An 18,168-nucleotide genomic window follows, 5' to 3' on the forward strand; every position below is an offset into this window, starting at 1 on the left:
AACCAGGTTGCCGCTTCACGTGTTTGTGTGGTCTGGTTTTGTTGGTGCCCGCTAGCCCGGTGCGTTGTCTGTGGCCTGAAGCACGGTCTTGGGCAGGGCTTCCTTACGTTTATTGCTGTGCTGGCTGCGGCGGGCCGGCATAAAAAAACCGGCGCACGGGGCGCCGGTTTTTGCAGGGCAGGGTAGCGATCAGGCCAGCTTGCCGTGGCACTGCTTGTAACGTTGGCCGCTGCCGCATGGGCAAGGGTCGTTGCGGCCAACGCGCAGGCCTTGCGAGGCCAGGGCTTCCGGCGAGAACGGGTTGCCTTCGGTGGCGCTTGGCGCGTCGTCGTGGTGCATTTCCATGCCTGCCACTTCGTGCGGGGCCACGGCTTCCATGTCCTCTTCACTGCGTACCTGTACGGTCATCAGCACGCTGACCACACCACGCTTCACACGCTCCAGCATGTCGGAGAACAGCTCGAACGCCTCGCGTTTGTACTCCTGCTTCGGGTTCTTCTGTGCGTAGCCGCGCAGATGGATACCCTGGCGCAGGTGGTCCATGGCTGCCAGGTGTTCACGCCAGTTGTTGTCCAGCATCTGCAGTACCAGGCCGTGCTCGAACTGGCGCATGGATTCTTCGTTGGCCAGGGCCACTTTTTCGGCGTAGCTGGCCGCGGCCAGGTCCAGAATGCGCTGCTTGATATCGGGGATATCCAGCGACTGCTCGGCCTGCATCCACTGGGCTACCGGGGCGTGCAGCTGGAATTCGCTTTCCAGTGTGCGCTCCAGGCCCGGCAGGTCCCACTGTTCTTCCATGGAGTCCGGCGGCATGTGCAGGTCTACCACGTCGCTCAGTACGCCTTCGCGCATGTGGGTGATGATGGCGGCCACGTCCTGGTCTTCCAGGATTTCGTTACGCTGCTGGTAGATCACTTTACGCTGGTCGTTGGCCACATCATCGTATTCCAGCAGCTGTTTGCGGATGTCGAAGTTACGGCCTTCTACCTTGCGCTGGGCGTTTTCGATGGAACGCGATACCCATGGGTGCTCGATGGCTTCGCCATCCGGCATTTTCAGCTTGTCCATGATCATGGCCACGCGGTCGCCGGCAAAAATGCGCAGCAGCGGGTCTTCCAGGCTCAGGTAGAAGCGGCTGGCGCCGGCGTCACCCTGGCGGCCGGAGCGGCCACGCAGCTGGTTGTCGATACGGCGCGATTCGTGGCGCTCGGTACCAATGATGTACAGGCCGCCGGCGGCCAGTACGGCGTCGTGGCGGATCTGCCATTCGGCACGGATGGTGGCGATGCGGCTGTCTTTTTCGGCGTCGCTCAGGCTGTCGTCGGTCTGGATGGCCTTGATTTCCGGCTCCGGGTTACCACCCAGCACGATATCGGTACCCCGGCCGGCCATGTTGGTGGCTACGGTCACGATGCCGGGGCGGCCGGCTTGTACCACGATCTCGGCTTCACGCGCGTGTTCCTTGGCGTTCAGCACATTGTGGGCGATGTTGGCCTGGGTCAGCAGCTGCGATACCAGCTCGGAGTTTTCGATGCTGGTGGTACCCACCAGCACAGGTTGGCCGCGGCTGACGCAGTCATGGATATCGCTGATGATGGCGTTGTATTTCTCGCGCGCCGAGCGGTAGATCTTGTCCTGATGGTCCTGACGGATCATCGGGCGGTTGGTCGGGATGACCACGGTTTCCAGCGCGTAGATGTTCTGGAACTCGTAGGCCTCGGTATCGGCGGTACCGGTCATGCCGGCCAGCTTGCCGTACAGGCGGAAGTAGTTCTGGAAGGTAATGGACGCCAGGGTCTGGTTTTCGCGGTTGACCTGTACGCCTTCTTTGGCTTCCACGGCCTGGTGCAGGCCGTCGGACCAGCGGCGGCCGGCCATCAGGCGGCCGGTGAATTCGTCCACGATCACCACTTCGCCTTCCTGTACCACGTAGTGCTGGTCCAGGTGGAACAGGGCGTGGGCTTTCAGCGCGGCGTTCAGGTGGTGCATCAGGGTAATGTTGGCCGCAGAGTACAGGCTATCGCCTTCGCCCAGCAGGCCCATCTGGGTGAGGATGGCTTCGGCGTGCTCGTGGCCGGCTTCGGACAGCAGCACGCTGTGGGCTTTTTCATCTACCCAGTAATCGCCTTCGCTGTCTTCGGCTTCCTGCTTTTTCAGCAGTGGTGGTACGGCGTTCATGGCGCGGTACATGTCCACGTTGTCTTCGGCCGGGCCGGAGATGATCAGCGGGGTACGCGCTTCGTCGATCAGGATGGAGTCCACCTCGTCCACTACGGCAAAGTTCAGCTCGCGCTGCACTTTCTCGTGCAGGCTGAACACCATGTTGTCGCGCAGGTAGTCGAAGCCGAATTCGTTGTTGGTGCCGTAGGTGATGTCGCAGCCGTAGGCCATTTTTTTATGGTCGTGCTGCATTTGCGACAGGTTCACGCCAACGGTCAGGCCCAGGAAGTTGTACAGCTTTTGCATGATGCCGGCGTCGCGGCTGGCCAGGTAGTCGTTCACGGTAATCACGTGCACGCCCTTGCCGGCGATGGCGTTCAGGTACACCGGCAGGGTGCCCACCAGGGTTTTGCCCTCGCCGGTACGCATTTCGGCAATCTTGCCGTGGTGCAGCACCATGCCGCCAATCAGCTGTACGTCGAAGTGGCGCATGTTCAGCACACGGCGCGAGGCTTCGCGGCACACAGCAAACGCTTCGGGCAGCAGGGCATCCAGGCTTTCGCCTTTGGCGTGACGCTCTTTGAATTCGGTGGTTTTGGCCGCCAGCTGCTCGTCCGACAGTGCCTTCATGGCGTCTTCCATACCGTTAATACGGTTGGCGACCTGGCGATATTGCTTGAGCAGTCGTTCATTGCGGCTGCCGAATACTTTCTTGAGAAGCGTCGAAATCATCGTGTGGACATCCAGCGGCCAGCGGGCCGATAAAAATGGCTAAAAGTGTAGCACAGGCAAACCTTCTTTTAATGGGGGCATTGCTGACCGGTATCAAGTGCCTGTGCATTGGAACAGTGTTGAAGCCTGATTTGCCTTGTTAGGCTATTTGCTCTAAACAAACGTATGAGCGTAAACGCCGTGTCATGCAGCAAGGTTAGCCTGTTTGGCATTGCCCTGTTGTAACGACAGATAACAAGACTCACGAGGAGAAACACATGGATCGCAGACAATTCCTGAAAGCGGGCAGTTTCCTGACTGCCTCTGCCGCTACGCTGGGGCTAACGGGCTGTTTTGGTAGTGGTGGCGGGGGCAGCGAGCCTGAGCGCAGCTATACCTTCCCGCAGGGCGTGGCCTCGGGCGACCCGCAGCCGGCTAGCCTGGTGCTGTGGACACGCCTGGGCGATGCGGTAGCCGACACCCCGGTTACCATCGAAATCGCCACCAGCCAAAGCTTTGCCAGCATTCTGCACAGTGTCACCGTGACCGCCCAGGCGCAGTGGGACTACACCGTGCGCCATAAAGTGACCGCACTGCAGCCGGGCACCACGTATTACTACCGCTTCCGCGCGGGCAGCAGCGTGAGCCAGGTTGGCCGCAGCAAGACGGCACCGGCTGCCGGTACGCCGGTGTCGCAGCTGAAATTTGCCTTTATCTCGTGCCAGGACTGGAGCGTGAACCATTGGGCGGCGTTTGACGAGCTGCTGCAGCAGGACCTGGATTTTGTCGTGCACCTGGGTGACTACATTTACGAAACCGTGGGCGCGGCCTTCCAGACCGGCAAGGTGGAAAGCCGCCACAGCCAGATCAAGCTGCCGGACGGCATCAAGCGCAGCGATGGCGCCACCTACGCCAACACGCTGGCCGATTACCGCACCCTGTACAAAACCTACCGCAGCGACAGCCGCCTGCAGGCGCTGCACGCGGCGTTTCCCATTATTGCGGTATGGGACGACCACGAATTCAGCGACGACGCCTGGCAAGACCGCCAGAACTACGCTACCGGCGAAGACGCTGCCAAAGTGACCAGCCGCCGCCGCGATGCCAACCAGGCCTGGTTTGAGTACATGCCGGCCGATGTGAGCCTGGATGCGGCCAACCCGTCGTTCCAGAACATCCAGATCTACCGCCAGTTCAGCTTTGGCAACCTGGCCACGCTGGTGATGACCGACCAGCGCCTGTACCGCGCCGACCACGTTATCCCCGAGCTGGGTGCCGGCAGCGAGATCGGCAGCCGCTACTTTGTGCCCAAATCCACGCTGGCCGCGGTAGAAGGGCAGAAGATGAGCGCGGCCAGTGGCAGCCTGGACCCAGTGTCCATTCTGGGCAGCACCCAGCGCCAGTGGTGGAAAGACCAGATGAGCGCGGCCAACACCACCTGGAAGCTATGGGGTAACGAAGTGTCGCTGCTGCGCATGCAGGTAGACGGTACCCAGGCCGTGGCTGGCCTGATGGTGCAAGGGCTGATTGCGGCTAACGCTGGCCTGGCCGCGCTGCAAAACCAGCTGATGAACGCCCTGGTGGCCGACCTCACCACCGCTGCCGCTGCGGTACCCAGTGCCAGCAAGGCCACGCAGGCACCCGCGCCCAGCTACGCCGGTACCAAAGCGCTGTTTGCCAATCTGGGCATCAGCAACGCCGCATTCGACGCCGGTATCAAACCGCAGCTAGACGCCGCACTGCCTGCCGCACAGTTCTTTGATGTGTTCCTGCTGAATGCCGACCAATGGGATGGCTACAACGCCGAGCGCAAGGCGCTGATGAAGCATCTGAAAGACAATGCCATCGGCAATGTGGTGGCGCTCACGGGTGACATCCACGCCTTCTTTGCCGGTAGCGTGATGGACGACTACGACGCCGCCAGCCCGTTACCGGTGATGGTGGACCTGGTCACCGCCGGTATCTCCAGTAACTCTTTCTATAGCTATTTCGAGAGCGTGGTAGACAGCAGCGCCAGCTTCGGCAAAACCAAGCCGCTGATCTACACCGAGCAAAACGGCGTGCGCACCAATACCTTCAATAGCACACTGACTACCTTTAACCCGTGGCTGAAAGTGGCCAACACCGACGCCCAAGGCTATGCGCTGGTCACGCTCACGCCCGCCAAGCTCAGCTGCGCTTTTCATACCCTGAAAACCCTCAGCGCAGGCGTGGCCCCGGCGCAGCCCGCCACACGCAGTACCACCCAGCTGGAGGTGGTGGCCGGTAGCCCGTCGGTAACGGTCCTGCCTTAAGCGATCAGCTACGCGCCTGGCCGCCACCCCGCCTGGGCTGGCGGTCTTTTTTCGGCCATCACCGCCGGGCAGATGGGCTACACTCTGCATCCATGCTTTTATTTGCCCTTTTGCCATGAGCAGCCAGCCACTTAGCCAGTTCAGCAAACGCGACGCCCGCCTGGCCGACCTGACCGCCGCCGCCCACGCCATCTTGCAGCTGGACCGCGCCTTCAAGCGCCTGCTGCCCGGCATGCTGGGCCAGCACTGCCAGGTAGCCTGCTTTCGTGATGGCGAGCTGGTGGTGTACGCGCACAACAGCACGGTCGCCGCCCGCCTGCGCATGCTGGGCAATAGCGTAGTGGCACCGCTGACCCGCCAGGGCTACCCGGTGCAGACCCTGCGCGTGAAGGTGCTGCCCACCCCGCCCAAACCCGTACGCAGCAAATCATTCCAGCTGTCCGATGCCGGGCTGGACGCCTTTGCCCGCGCGGCCGGCGAGATCCGCAACCCGGTAGTGAAAGAAGCGCTGGGCAAGCTGCTGCGCCATCATCGCGGTAGCGAGAACGAACGCTAGCCGCGCCTGCGGCCAACCCTCGCGTAGCCAGCCTGTCATGCTGGCGTGATCCTTGCATGGTAAAGCCTTGGGCAGCGCCGCATTGTGTGGCCTGGCTAGCCCGCCAGCGTGGCAGCAGGTAAGCTGCCTTGCAGAAGCCGCAGAGCTTCGCAATCAGGGATTCCACAAACAGATGATCACGCTCAATACGCACCCTCTTCGCCGCAGCCTGAACGACGAGGCGCACGCGCGCCCGCCGATCGCCATACCGTCACCGGCGCGGCTGACCACACTCACCCTCTTTTTCGACGAAGCCGAAGCGCCGCAGCGCAGCGCCTTGCAGGATTTGCTGCAGCGCATGGGCCTGCCGCAGCTGGACGACGGCCAGATGCACTACACCGGCGTGGCCGGTGACCTCACCATCCGCTGGGCCTTGCATACCGAATTTGCCCGCTACACCTTTGTGCTGGGTGGCGATTTTGTCGAGCCATTCGAGCGCACCGCGCTGGACCGCCTGCCGGCAGACTGGCTGGGCAGCCTGCCGGGCGCGGTGATGGTGGCCATGCATGCCGTGCTGCTGCCGGCCTCGCAAGAAGCCCCCGCGCCGGAGATTGCCCAGCGCTGGTTTGGCGGCCAGGAGCTGATTGGCGCCGAAATCGGCGATGGCAACGGTGTGGCCTATACCGACCTGCGCCTGCACCCCGACCCGCGGCTGGCAGAAGGCTTTAGCCGCTACGTGGTGATCGACCGTGCCATGGGCCCCTCGCAGTCTGGCCGCATGATGCAGCGCCTGTTCGAAATGGAAACCTACCGCCTGCTGGCGCTGCTGGCGCTGCCCGAGGCCAAACGGCAGATGCGCGAGCTGGACCGCCTGGGTACCCGGCTGCGCAGCGTCACCCTGCACATGGCGCAGCAAAGCGCGCACGACGCCGCCATGCTGGAGGAGCTCACCGACCTGTCCGCGCAGGGCGAGCAGCTGATTGCGCAAAGCCAGTACCGCTTTGCCGCTGCCCGTGCCTACTACAAGCTGGTGGCACGGCGTATTGCCGAGCTGCGCGAAACGCGGCTATCCGGCCTGCAGCCGTTTTATGAATTCATGGAACGCCGCCTGGCCCCCGCCATGGAAACCTGTGAAACCGCTGCGCAGCGGCAAGAACGGCTGATGGCGCGCCTGCAGCGCAGCACAGCGCTGCTGCGTACGCGGGTAGAGGTGGTGCACGAGGCGCAAAACCGTGCCCTGCTCGCCAGTATGGACCGGCGTGCCGAGCTGCAACTGAGGCTGCAGGAAACGGTAGAAGGCCTGTCTGTTGGTGTACTTACCTATTACGCCGTGGGGCTGCTGGGCTATCTGTTCAAAGCGGGCAAGGCCGCAGGCCTGCACCTGAACACCGAGCTGCTGACCGGTCTGGCTATTCCCGCCGTGGCCATGCTGGTGTGGCTGGGCATGCGTCGCGTAAAAAAGACATTGCAACACGGCTAGGCAAATACTGGCACCAAGGGGCGGGCATGGCGTAGTTAGCGTGTGCCGGCCCCTTTGTTTTTGGCATGGCACGCTCAGCCCAGCGCAATAGCGGGTGCAATCTGCCCGTGGCGCCCACCTACCGGCTGACGCAGGCGGCGACAGGCCGTTTATAGAAGTTGGCCGCAGATCAAACACCGGCCTGATAGCACAAGCGCTGCCAGGCAAAAACCCTCACAATAGCCGCGTTAATCTTCTTGCAAGCCTCGCCGATGTCTATTTCTTCCTCACGCAAATTGCGCCCGCTGCTGATCAGCTTTGTTGTGGTCACTGTCCTGCTGGCCATTGCCCAGACCGTCATGGTGACGATTGGCCTGAACAAGATCATGGCCAACAGCCGCTACGAGCACCAGATAGCCGATGGCCTGGCTGACCGCATGGCCGACCTGCGTTTCCATGTGGTGCAGATTCAGCAGTTTCTCACCGACTCCAGTGCTACCGGTGAGCGCGACGGTTTTGGCGATGCGAAGGAACACTACCAGGTAGCCGTCAGCAAGCTGGACGAGATCAAGCAGCTGGATGCAGCTTACGCGGAGGATGCCCAGGCTACCCGGCAGCTGCTGGATACCTTTTATCAGGTAGGCCAGCAGATGGCAGAGACTTACATCACCCAGGGGCGTGAGGCGGGTAATGTCATGATGAAAGCCCCCGGTACCGGCTTTGACGAGCGAGCCGAGGCACTGACTAAAAAACTGGACGGCTTGCATGGCCGGGTAGAGCAGAACCTGCAGCAGGTCGTGAGCGATAGCGAAGCACAGATCGCCTCGGCGCAAACCAGTTTGCTGCTCAGTAGTGCCTTGCTGATTCTGCTGGTCACCGCGGGCGGGGTGCTGCAGTACCGCCGCGTGTTCCGCAGCCTGGGTGGCGAGCCGGTAGAGGCCATGCGCCAGACACGCTATATCGCCGCGGGTGACCTGAGCCATGCGCTGCAGGTGCCGGCCGGGCGCGAAAACAGCCTGATGGGTGCGTTGTCGGATATGCAGGACAAGCTGCGTGACATCACCGGCCGTATTCGCGACCTGGCCAGCCAGATACACGGCAATGCGGGCGATCTGTCGCGTTCGGCACACAATGTACAGCATGCCTCGCATGCCCAAAGTGAAGCCTCGCGCGCGATAGCCGTATCGGTAGAAGAGGTCTTGCAGAGCATCAGCCAGCTGGCCGACCAGATTCGCCACGTAGAGCAAGAGGCGCACCACGCCGATGCGGCTGTGAACCAGTGTGCCGGCCTGATACGCCAGTCGGCAGACGATATCCGCGGCATTGCCGGCCATATTTCCGGTGCTGCGGGAGCACTGGATGGCCTGAGTACGCAAACCCGTACCATCGCCAGTATTACCCAGACGATTCACGATATTGCCGACCAAACCAATTTGCTGGCACTGAATGCGGCGATCGAAGCCGCCCGTGCCGGCGAAAGCGGCCGCGGTTTTGCCGTGGTGGCAGACGAGGTACGCAAGCTGGCCGAACGAACCAGCCAGGCCACGGTGGATATCAGCCGCCAGATCGACAACCTCAGCCATGGCATGCACGAAGTGGTGGGTACCATGCAGGACAGCGTCAGGGCCACGCAAGGCGGTGTGGAGCAAAGCCGGCTGGCGAGCGAGGCGATTGAAGGGATTCGTGATAATGCGGCCAACATCAGCCGCCATATCGAATCGGTCGCGCTGGCGCTGGGCGAACAGCAGCTGGCGGTACGCGATATTGCCCAGCGTGCCGAAGTGATCTCGTCCATGACTGAAACCAACCAGGGCACGGTAGACCAGACCGCTGCAGCAGCGGGCCAGCTTAGCGTACACGCGCAGGACCTGAGTGCCGTGGTAGCAACCTTCAAGATGTAAACCGGCGGGCTATGCCACCCATGCAAAACCCCGGCTGCGGCCGGGGTTTTGCATGGGTGGCCGCAAAAAAAACTCCCCCTGCCTCGATACAGGGGGAGCCAAGGGGAGCCGGCGGCCTGGGCCGCCCTTGCTATTACTGCTGGATGATCTGGCGGATTTGTTCGATACCTGCCGGGTCGTCCAGGGTAGTGAGGTCGCCCGGGTCGCGGCTTTCGGCCAGCGCCTGGATGGCGCGGCGCAGCACCTTGCCGGAGCGGGTTTTCGGCAGCTGGTTCACAAAGTACACCCGCGCCGGGTTGGCAATGGCACCCAGCTGGGCGGCCACCCGGGTGATGACTTCTTTTTCCAGCGCGGCCCGGCTGGCCGGGTCGTCCAGGATGGCCGGGTTTTTCACCACGGCAAAGGCCTTGGGCACCTGGCCTTTCAGGCTGTCTTCCACGCCCACCACGGCTACTTCGGCAATGGCACTGTGGCTGCTGACCGCTTCCTCGATTTCGCGCGTGCCCAGGCGGTGGCCGGCGACGTTGATCACGTCGTCGGTGCGGCCAAGGATAGTGTAGTAGCCGTCTTCATCCTGGATGCCCCAGTCGAAGCTGGAGTACACCAGTTTGTCCTTGAACAGGCTGAAGTAGGTGTCTACAAAGCGCTGGTCCTGCCCCCATACCGTGCTCATGCAGCCTGGCGGTAGCGGCGGTATCACGCCGATCACGCCTTTCTCGCCGGGGCCAACCTCTGCGCCGGTGCTTTCGTTGAACAGCTTCACGTTGAAGCCGTACACCGGCAGGCCGGGGCTGCCGAATTTCACCTCTTTTTTCTCTACGCCGTTGCACAGGGTCAGCATGGGCCAGCCGGTTTCGGTTTGCCAGTAGTTGTCCAGCACCGGGATGCCCAGCTCGCCGGCAATCCAGCTGGCGGTCGGCTCGTCCAGTGGCTCGCCGGCCAGAAACAGCGCGCGCAGGCTGGACAGGTCGTGTTTGTGCAGCCACGCCGGGTCTTGTTTTTTCAGCACACGGATGGCAGTGGGGGCAGAAAACATCACGCTGACGCGGTATTTCTCCACCAGCTGCCACCAGATACCGGCGTCGGGGCGGATAGGCAGGCCCTCGTATACCAGCGTTGTCATGCCGTTGATCAGCGGGCCGTACACGATGTAGGAGTGGCCTACCACCCAGCCGATGTCGGAGGTAGAAAAGTAGCACTCGCCCGGCTTGCCGCCATAGATGTATTCCATGCTGGCGGCCAGCGCCACGGCGTAGCCACCGGTGTCACGCTGCACGCCCTTGGGTTTGCCGGTGGTGCCGGAGGTATACAGGATGTAGCTGGGGTGGCTGGATTCCACCCACGTCACCTCGGCACGGTCGTGCAGGTGCGCTTCGCGCAGGCTGGCATAGTCCAGGTCGCGGCCCGGTTTCATCATGGGGGCCTCGGCCAGGCCGCGGTTCACCACAATCACCTTACCGGGCGCGCTGGCGCCGGCATAGCCCAGCGCCTCGTCCACCAGCGGTTTGTAGGGAATCACCTTGCCGCCGCGCATGCCAGCGTCGGCCGTCACCAGCACGGTGGGGCTGGCGTCTTCGATACGGGTGGCCAGGCTGGCCGGGGCAAAGCCGCCGAATACCACCGAGTGCACCGCACCCAGCCGCACGGTGGCCAGCATGGCAAAGATGGCTTCGGGGATCATGGGCATGTAGATCAGTACGCGGTCGCCTTTCGCCACGCCCTGCGCCTGCAGGATGGCGGCAAAGCGGGCCACTTCTTCATGCAGCTCGCGGAAGGTGTAGCCGGTTTCGATGCCGGTTTCGCTGGACACATAGGCCAGCGCGGTTTGCTCGGCGCGCTCTGCCAGGTGGCGGTCTACCGCGTTGTAACAGAGGTTGGTCAGGCCACCGACAAACCATTCGCGAAACGGTGGCTTATCGTACGCCAGTACTTTATCGAATGGCTGGTGCCAGTGGATGCGGCTGGCTTCCCTTCCCCAGAACGTTTCGGGCTCGTTGATGGACTGCTGATAAAACGCCTGGTACGGGGTCATGCCGGTCTCCTGAAGGTCTTGTGCATCTGTCAAGCGGTTGCTTGTCGGACAAAATAAGGAGTAAGCACGATAGTGGTCAATCGTGCGGTGCGGTATCTGCCGGGTGTTTGCTTAACAGCGTTGTATAAATACCGATAAAACCAAGGCTTGCCATAAAGTGGAACCGTCGTAGTACCGGTAGGGTTTGATATGAACACTGGCCGAATCCCCCTGCTTTGGATTACTCTGAAAGCTAGGGACACCACATGTATTTCAGGACAAGACCATGGACGTTAAGCACTATATGAATGTCGTCGGCCAGGCCGCCCGCAAGGCAAGCCGAGCCATCGCCCGCGCCGATACCAACCAGAAGAATAAAGCACTGCACGCGATGGCCGATGCCATCGAGCGCGACCTGGAGCGCCTGGTAACGGCTAATATGCTGGACCTGGAGGCTGCGCGCAAAAACGGCCTGGAAGAGGCCATGATCGACCGCCTGACCCTGTCGGAAAAAACCGTGCACGGCATGGCAGAAGGCCTGCGCCAGATTGCCACGCTACCCGACCCGGTAGGCGAAATGGGCGAATTCAGCTACCGCCCGTCCGGTATCCAGCTGGGCAAGATGCGGGTACCACTGGGCGTGATCGGCATCATCTACGAAGCGCGCCCTAACGTGACTGCCGACGCCGCCGGCCTGTGCCTGAAGTCGGGTAATGCGGTGATTCTGCGTGGCGGCTCGGAAGCGTTCCACAGCAACCAGGCCATTGCCGCCTGCGTGCACGAGGGCCTGCGTGTGGCCGGCCTGCCGCAGCACGTAGTACAGGTGCTGGAAACCACCGACCGCGCCGCCGTGGGCGAGCTGATTACCCAAACCGAGTTTGTGGATGTGATTGTGCCACGTGGTGGCAAGGGCCTGATCGAGCGCATCACCCGCGATGCCCGCGTGCCGGTGATCAAACACCTGGACGGTAACTGCCACGTGTATATCGATGACACGGCCAACCCGGAAAAGGCTTTCAATATTGCGCTGAATGCCAAAACCCACCGCTACGGTACCTGTAACACCATGGAAACCCTGCTGGTGCACACCGCCTTTGCCGAGTTCATCCTGCCAAGGTTGGCCGCAGCGTACTGGGAAAAGGGTGTAGAGCTGCGTGGTTGCGAACGCACACGCGGCATTCTGGGTGACAAGGTCGTACCGGCTACCGCCAATGACTGGGGCACCGAATACCTGGCACCGATTCTGGCCATCAAGGTGGTGGGCGGTATCGACGATGCCATCGAGCACATCAACCATTACGGTAGCCATCATACCGACGCTATCGTGACCGATGACTATGCCCGTTCGCGCCAGTTCCTGCGCGAGGTGGATTCGGCCAGCGTGATGGTGAATGCCAGCACCCGCTTTGCAGATGGTTTCGAGTACGGTCTGGGCGCCGAAATCGGCATCTCTACCGACAAGATCCATGCCCGTGGCCCGGTAGGGCTGCACGGCCTGACCAGCCAGAAGTGGATCGTGCTGGGCGACGGCCAGGTACGTGGCTAGCCACGTCGCGCCATGATGCAGGCAAGGGGCGGCCAGCGCAGCCGCCCTGGCACGACAAAGTACCCGCGCCTAGCGTAAGCGCAGGCCCGCCCGCCATGGCCGGGCCCTGGCTGTGCCGCGTATCGTGGCTGGCGGATGCCGGCCCGTTTTGCACAAGGGGGTCAGCATGTCTGCGAAAGTCCAGGTGGACGACCACCTGCTTGCCGATGCGGTGCTTGGCGAGCGCATCCGGCTGGTTGCCAGGCGTAGCTTTGTGGCCAGCCTGTCTACACCGGTGGCTGCGGCGCTCTTGCTGTATCTGAGCCATGCCGAGCACCTGGCAGATGTACAGCCGCTGTACGTCTGGAGCGTGCTGATTACCCTGATCGTCATCGTCAATCTGGCCTGCTGTCTGCCCCAGGCACTGGCCGAGGCGCAGCCAGCCAACAAGCAGCGCTGGGTGCACCTTCACCTGGGTTCCAAATGCCTGCTGGGGCTGGGCTGGGGGGCGAGCGTCTGGTTCCTGATGCCCATTGCCACGCCGGTATTCGGCATGATGCTGTACATCATCCTCAGCGGTATCTGCGCCATGGTGGTACTGGTGCACTCGATGTTCTGGACATCGGTCGTGACCTTTCTGCTGGGCATCTACTTGCCCGTCTTGTTGTACGCCGTATTTCACCCGCAACCACTGGACGTGTATGTCGCCATTGCCGGTGCCCTGTACGCCTTGCTGTTGATTGTCTACAGCGGCGTGGTGAACCGCCAGCTGGTGCGGGGTGTCCGTGCAGCCTTGCAGGCTCGGATGCTTACCGACGCGCTGCTGGATGCCAATACGCGGGCAGAGCAGTCGCTCATTGCCCTGCAAGCAGAGCACACCCGCTTACAGGCTGCCCTGGGCACCATTCGCAGCATGGCTCACCAGGATGAGCTGACCCAGCTGCCCAACCGGCGGGCCGCGATTGCCGCACTGAACGACTATCTGGCGAAATGGGAAAGCGGGCAAGAGATCTGCAGCCTGATCATGCTGGATATCGACTACTTCAAAATGATCAATGACTCTTATGGCCACGATACCGGTGACGAAGTATTGGTCGCCATGGCGCGCCGGCTGGAAGCACAGCTGCGGCCAAACGACCTGCTGGCACGCTTTGGTGGCGAAGAGTTCATCATCCTGTTGCCCGGTACACGGCTGCAAGAGGCGGCGGTGCTGGCAAGGCGGCTGTGTGCGGTGCTGGCGGCCAGCCCGCTGCTACCCGACCCCTTTTCCCTGGCTGTCACCGCTTCATTTGGCGTGACCCAGCTCAAAGAAGGCGACACCCTGCACGACTGGCTATGCCGCGCCGACCAGGCTATGTATGAGTCCAAACGCCTGGGCCGCAATCAGTGCTCGGCTTTGCAGTAAAGCCGGGCAGGGCATCACTGTGGCGTGGATACCCGGTCAGGCTGTACTTTGGGCTTAATTTTTTAAACAGTTCTGCTGGGCGGAACAATGTGCTTGATTGCGGAATAGCTGCGTGCATACTGCCTGCATAGCGCGCCTGCCAGCCACCCTGGCCAGGTCCATAACAGGAGAGATGCCGTATGTCCCACCCCGTACCGCACGCCGAGCAGGCGCAATGGCTAAGCCAGCTGGGTATTCGTGATGTCGAGCTGGCTTTTGCCGACGTTACCGGCTTTGCCCGCGGCAAAACCTTGCCACGACAGGCTTTCATCGATGGCCAACAGCTGCGCATTGCGCGTGCCGTTGCGATACAGAGCTGCATAGGCGAGTTCCCCGATTACCGTTTCTATGGCGAACAAGACCCCGATGTCACCCTGCTGCCCGACATGGCCACCCTGCGCCAGCTGCCCTGGGCCAGCACGCCGCGGGCGCTGGTGCTGTGTGACTGTGTCGATCACGACGGCAGCCTGTCGCCGCTTGCGCCGCGCACGGTGTTGAAACAAGTGCTACAGCGCTACGCCGCCCATGGCTGGGCGCCGGTGGTGGCGCCCGAGCTGGAGTTTTATCTGTTTGCGGCCAACCCTGATAGCGATGCGCCGTTTCAGCCACCGGCCTTGCGCAGTGGCCGGCGCGAGCGCGGCTTCGACTCGTTCAGCTTCAGCACCCTGAACGACCTGGAAGCGTTTTTTGACGATGTCTACCGTGGCTGCGAGATGCTGGGTATCGCCACCGATACCTGGGTGCATGAGATGGGCCCCAGCCAGTTCGAGATCAACCTCAAGCACGGCGATGCGCTGGCGCTGGCCGACCAGACCTTTCTGTTCAAGACCCTGCTGAAAGAAACCGGCAACAAGCACGGCCTGAATGTGGTGTGCATGGCCAAGCCGCTGGCGGGTGAGCCGGGTAGCTCCATGCACCTGCACCAAAGCGTGGTGGGCCGCGACGGCCGCAATATTTTCAGCCTGCCCGATGGCAGCGAAAGCCCGCTGTTTTATGGCTTCATTGCCGGCATGCAGCGCTATCTGGCCGAGCTGATGCCCTTGTATTGCCCCAGCCCCAATTCCTACCGCCGCTTTGTCAAAAACCTGGCGGCGCCAGTGAACCTGAGCTGGGGGGTGGATAACCGCTCGGTAGGTTTGCGCGTACCGTTGTCGGCGCCGCAGGCACGCCGTGTGGAAAACCGTTTGCCCGGTTGCGACGCCAACCCCTACCTGTCGCTGGCCGCCAGCCTGGGCGCAGGTCTGCTGGGGATGGAGCAAAACCTGCAGCCCGCCCCGGCGGTAAGCGGTAATGTGTTTTTGCAGCCGGACAGCGGCGATACGCTGCCACGTACGCTCGATGCCGCACTGGATCGCATGCAGCAAGGCGAGGCGGCCAGGCAGCTGTTTGGCACGGCATTCAGCCAGGCTTATGTGGCGGTGAAAGAGGTAGAGCTGGCCAGCTTCCACAATGAAATCACCGCCTGGGAACGCCGCTATCTGGGCGTGCTGGCTTGATGGCAGCCATGCAAAATGCCCCGCGATGCGGGGCATTTTCATGCGGGGTGGGTGGCAGGCTAGCGTTCTTTGGCCAGCAGCTCGATGATCTCGCTGCGCGTGTAGCCGGTCAGGTTGCACTGCGCTTCCACAATCCACAGCTCTACCTGCTGGCGGTCGCCCTGGGCGGCGCGCAGCAGCTTGCCGTAGGCCTCGCCAGTCATGTGGCTGGTGGGCGTCAGTACACGGCACTGGGTGTGGGCGGCGTACAGGGTGCGGCTGGGGGGATTGTTTTTCTGTTTTTTGCCCTGGCGGTAAAAATACCAGACCAGCCCGGCAAAAAGAAAACAGACGACAAGAATGAAGAGTCCCAGCACATCAGCCTCCGTTAGATAAACTGCCTGCCATGATAATTGAATTGCTCCAGGTTGATTATTAGTAGAAGTACTAAATCGAAAGCATTTGCACCAGATCAAGCAAGGTCGAAGCAGTCATAGGGTGCTGCCGCGCCGGTGTAGCACAATCTGGATAAACATCAGACACCCACTGCTAAGGAGAGTTTCATGTACAAACACCTCGCAATTGCACTGGATGGCAGCCATAACGCCCGCCCTGCACTGGTCGAAGCCGTACGTATTGCCGCGGCGGCCAATAGCCATCTTTCGCTGGTGCATGTGATCTGCCTGCACGATTTTGCCGTAGAAAGTGCGGGCTTGCTGGATACGCAAGCATTGTACGACGAGGCCAGAAAGCAAGGACAGTGTGTGCTGGACGAGGCGGCGACTTATGCACGCCAGCATGGCGTAAAAGACATCAGCCAGCAGCTGCTGGAAGCGCCGCAGGGTAGCGAGGCGGCCACCGGGCAGCTGGTAGACTTTGCGGCAGAAGCGGGGGCCGACCTGCTGGTGATCGGTACCCACGGCCATCGTGGCTGGCGCCACCTGCTGCTGGGCAGTTTTGCCGAGTCGGTACTGCGCAAGAGCACCTTGCCCCTGCTGGTGGTGCGTAACCCGGAAGACGACAGCGCAGCGCCAAGCGCAGGCTAAGGTTGGCCGCAGCGTGTGCCTGCGGCGGCTACGGCATAAGGTAAAGCTAGCGGCGGCGCGCCAGGATGAAAAACTCGTGGTTGCCGTCGCCCCCCTTGATGGGGCTATCAAACCAGCCCAGCTTGTCAAAGCCCAGCTCGGCCACGCAGCGGCTGATCTTGTCTTCCACGCCGGCATACAGCGAGGCATCGCGCACGATACCGCCGTGGCCCAGGCCCTCGCGCCCCACCTCGAACTGCGGTTTTACCAGGCTGAGCAAATAGCCGCCCGGGCGGATCAGCGGCAGCGCGGAAGGGTAGATCAGCGCCACCGAAATAAACGATACGTCGCACACCATCAGGTCGAAGGCTTCGCCATCGTTGGCCGCCAGCAGGGCGGCGTGGTCCAGCGCACGGGCATTCACCCCTTCAAAGTAGCGCACGCGCGCGTCGCTGCGCAGCCGTGCGGCCAACTGGTCGTGCCCGACATCCACCCCCACCACACGGCATACGCCAGCCTGCAGCAGGCAGTCGCTAAAGCCGCCAGTGGATTGCCCCACGTCCAGCGCACGCCAGCCCTGGATATCGTGCAGGCCGGCCGCCGCCAGCGCGCCGGCCATTTTCAGCCCGCCACGCGATACATAGCGGTCGGCTTCGTCCGGCACGATATGGAATACGGCATCGTCCGGCAGCTTCTGGCTGGCCTTGCCGATCACGCGCGTGCCTGCGGCCTCTGCCACGCTCACGCGGCCAGCTTCGATCAACTGCTGTGCTGCCGTACGCGACGGGGCCAGGCCCTGTTCTACCAAGAGAAGATCCACGCGCTTCATTGCTGCCCCCTGCTGCCAGTACAAAACCGCGCAAGGGTGCGCAATCTGCCCTGTACTGTCAAGGCAGGCTTGGCCGTACGCGGTAGCAGTGCGATGATGCATTCATTTATTGCTATTTCAACCCCCGCATTTCACCCCTGACAGGTGCCGGCATGGACAATCTGATTTTGCATCCGCACACCGTGCGCGTATTGGGCGCACTGATCGAAAAACAGGCGCTCACCCCCGACAGCTACCCGCTCACCCTGAATGCCCTGCAGTCTGCCTGCAACCAGCTCACCAGCCGCGACCCGGTACTGAGCCTGAGCGAGGCGGATATCAGCAGCGCGCTGGACGAGCTGATGGCGCAAAAGCTGGTGGCCGAGCGCATACCGGCAGGCAGCCGCGTGGCCAAGTACGAACACCGGCTGAGCTACGCCTGGAATATCGAGGGGGCCAGGTTGGCCGCACTGGGCCTGCTGCTGCTGCGTGGCGCCCAGACCAGCGCCGAGCTGCGCACCCGTGCTGGCCGTGTTTACAGTTTTTCCAGCGTGGACGAAGTGGAAACCGCGCTGGCGGCGCTGGCAGACAAGTACCCGCCACTGGTAGAAAAACTGCCGCGCCAGCCTGGCGAGCGCGAAGCCCGCTGGGTTCACTTGCTACACCCGCCAGCGCAGGCGCAGTCCAACCCGGCAAGCGCTGTGTCTGACGAGCCCGCCTTGCAGGAAAGGGTGGCCCAGCTGGAAGCGCAGCTGGCCACCATGTTGCAGCGCATCGAAGCGCTGGAGGCACAGCAGCCGAGCGCGTAATATGGCGGCGC

13 protein-coding genes are annotated in these 18,168 nt (G+C 62.1%); 9 read left to right on the top strand and 4 right to left on the bottom strand.

Features of this window, described 5'->3' with window-relative positions; translation table 11 throughout:
• Positions 1-189: 189 nt before the first annotated feature.
• On the bottom strand, positions 190-2,892 hold the full coding sequence (gene secA, locus FLQ44_RS15485; protein WP_147695137.1) for a preprotein translocase subunit SecA: 2,703 nt from the start codon (positions 2,890-2,892) through the stop codon (positions 190-192).
• Positions 2,893-3,149: 257 nt separating this feature from the next.
• On the opposite strand from secA, the gene FLQ44_RS15490 reads away from it, so the two are divergent.
• The 4 genes from FLQ44_RS15490 to FLQ44_RS15505 all read left to right on the top strand — a co-directional run bounded on the left by FLQ44_RS15490 (position 3,150) and on the right by FLQ44_RS15505 (position 9,060).
• Positions 3,150-5,165, top strand: coding sequence for an alkaline phosphatase D family protein (locus FLQ44_RS15490; protein WP_147695138.1), 2,016 nt, complete (start codon positions 3,150-3,152; stop codon positions 5,163-5,165).
• A gap of 115 nt (positions 5,166-5,280) precedes the next feature.
• Entirely contained in the window at positions 5,281-5,721 is a 441-nt protein-coding gene (locus tag FLQ44_RS15495; RefSeq protein WP_147695139.1) for a DciA family protein, read from the top strand.
• A 172-nt stretch (positions 5,722-5,893) separates the two neighbouring features.
• A complete protein-coding gene (locus tag FLQ44_RS15500) occupies positions 5,894-7,180 on the top strand; it encodes a DUF3422 family protein (RefSeq protein WP_147695140.1) in 1,287 nt (428 codons plus the stop codon).
• Positions 7,181-7,431: 251 nt separating this feature from the next.
• Entirely contained in the window at positions 7,432-9,060 is a 1,629-nt protein-coding gene (locus tag FLQ44_RS15505) for a methyl-accepting chemotaxis protein (RefSeq protein ID WP_206208912.1), read from the top strand.
• A gap of 133 nt (positions 9,061-9,193) precedes the next feature.
• Here the strand turns inward: FLQ44_RS15505 and FLQ44_RS15510 are convergent, their stop codons facing one another.
• Positions 9,194-11,092 (bottom strand): propionate--CoA ligase, encoded by a 1,899-nt coding sequence (locus FLQ44_RS15510; protein WP_147695141.1) that lies wholly within the window; start codon positions 11,090-11,092, stop codon positions 9,194-9,196.
• Between the two features lie 265 nt (positions 11,093-11,357).
• Here FLQ44_RS15510 and FLQ44_RS15515 point away from each other — a divergent pair, with 265 nt between their 5' ends.
• From FLQ44_RS15515 to FLQ44_RS15525, 3 genes are all read left to right on the top strand, one after another.
• Positions 11,358-12,617, top strand: a complete 1,260-nt coding sequence (locus tag FLQ44_RS15515; protein WP_147695142.1) for a glutamate-5-semialdehyde dehydrogenase — start codon at positions 11,358-11,360, stop codon at positions 12,615-12,617.
• Positions 12,618-12,783: 166 nt separating this feature from the next.
• On the top strand, positions 12,784-14,001 hold the full coding sequence (locus tag FLQ44_RS15520) for a GGDEF domain-containing protein (RefSeq protein WP_147695143.1): 1,218 nt from the start codon (positions 12,784-12,786) through the stop codon (positions 13,999-14,001).
• A gap of 179 nt (positions 14,002-14,180) precedes the next feature.
• A complete protein-coding gene (locus tag FLQ44_RS15525) occupies positions 14,181-15,536 on the top strand; it encodes a glutamine synthetase family protein (RefSeq protein WP_147695144.1) in 1,356 nt (451 codons plus the stop codon).
• Between the two features lie 59 nt (positions 15,537-15,595).
• Here FLQ44_RS15525 and FLQ44_RS15530 read toward each other — a convergent pair whose 3' ends face one another.
• Entirely contained in the window at positions 15,596-15,892 is a 297-nt protein-coding gene (locus FLQ44_RS15530; protein ID WP_147695145.1) for a hypothetical protein, read from the bottom strand.
• Between the two features lie 186 nt (positions 15,893-16,078).
• On the opposite strand from FLQ44_RS15530, the gene FLQ44_RS15535 reads away from it, so the two are divergent.
• Entirely contained in the window at positions 16,079-16,561 is a 483-nt protein-coding gene (locus FLQ44_RS15535) for a universal stress protein (protein WP_147695146.1), read from the top strand.
• A 46-nt stretch (positions 16,562-16,607) separates the two neighbouring features.
• Here FLQ44_RS15535 and FLQ44_RS15540 read toward each other — a convergent pair whose 3' ends face one another.
• Positions 16,608-17,369, bottom strand: coding sequence for a TlyA family RNA methyltransferase (locus tag FLQ44_RS15540; RefSeq protein WP_147695147.1), 762 nt, complete (start codon positions 17,367-17,369; stop codon positions 16,608-16,610).
• A 152-nt stretch (positions 17,370-17,521) separates the two neighbouring features.
• On the opposite strand from FLQ44_RS15540, the gene FLQ44_RS15545 reads away from it, so the two are divergent.
• Positions 17,522-18,157, top strand: coding sequence for a YceH family protein (locus FLQ44_RS15545; RefSeq protein WP_147695148.1), 636 nt, complete (start codon positions 17,522-17,524; stop codon positions 18,155-18,157).
• Positions 18,158-18,168 lie beyond the last annotated feature (11 nt).

The organism is Vogesella mureinivorans (assembly GCF_007644035.1).
GTDB lineage: Bacteria > Pseudomonadota > Gammaproteobacteria > Burkholderiales > Chromobacteriaceae > Vogesella > Vogesella mureinivorans.

Excerpts from the sequence above, each read along its gene's own strand:
- secA (WP_147695137.1), bottom strand. The coding sequence starts at position 2,892 with ATGATTTCGACGCTTCTCAAGAAAGTATTCGGCAGCCGCAATGAACGA.
- FLQ44_RS15490 (WP_147695138.1), top strand. The coding sequence starts at position 3,150 with ATGGATCGCAGACAATTCCTGAAAGCGGGCAGTTTCCTGACTGCCTCT.
- FLQ44_RS15495 (WP_147695139.1), top strand. The coding sequence starts at position 5,281 with ATGAGCAGCCAGCCACTTAGCCAGTTCAGCAAACGCGACGCCCGCCTG.
- FLQ44_RS15500 (WP_147695140.1), top strand. The coding sequence starts at position 5,894 with ATGATCACGCTCAATACGCACCCTCTTCGCCGCAGCCTGAACGACGAG.
- FLQ44_RS15505 (WP_206208912.1), top strand. The coding sequence starts at position 7,432 with ATGTCTATTTCTTCCTCACGCAAATTGCGCCCGCTGCTGATCAGCTTT.
- FLQ44_RS15510 (WP_147695141.1), bottom strand. The coding sequence starts at position 11,092 with ATGACCCCGTACCAGGCGTTTTATCAGCAGTCCATCAACGAGCCCGAA.
- FLQ44_RS15515 (WP_147695142.1), top strand. The coding sequence starts at position 11,358 with ATGGACGTTAAGCACTATATGAATGTCGTCGGCCAGGCCGCCCGCAAG.
- FLQ44_RS15520 (WP_147695143.1), top strand. The coding sequence starts at position 12,784 with ATGTCTGCGAAAGTCCAGGTGGACGACCACCTGCTTGCCGATGCGGTG.
- FLQ44_RS15525 (WP_147695144.1), top strand. The coding sequence starts at position 14,181 with ATGTCCCACCCCGTACCGCACGCCGAGCAGGCGCAATGGCTAAGCCAG.
- FLQ44_RS15535 (WP_147695146.1), top strand. The coding sequence starts at position 16,079 with ATGTACAAACACCTCGCAATTGCACTGGATGGCAGCCATAACGCCCGC.
- FLQ44_RS15540 (WP_147695147.1), bottom strand. The coding sequence starts at position 17,369 with ATGAAGCGCGTGGATCTTCTCTTGGTAGAACAGGGCCTGGCCCCGTCG.
- FLQ44_RS15545 (WP_147695148.1), top strand. The coding sequence starts at position 17,522 with ATGGACAATCTGATTTTGCATCCGCACACCGTGCGCGTATTGGGCGCA.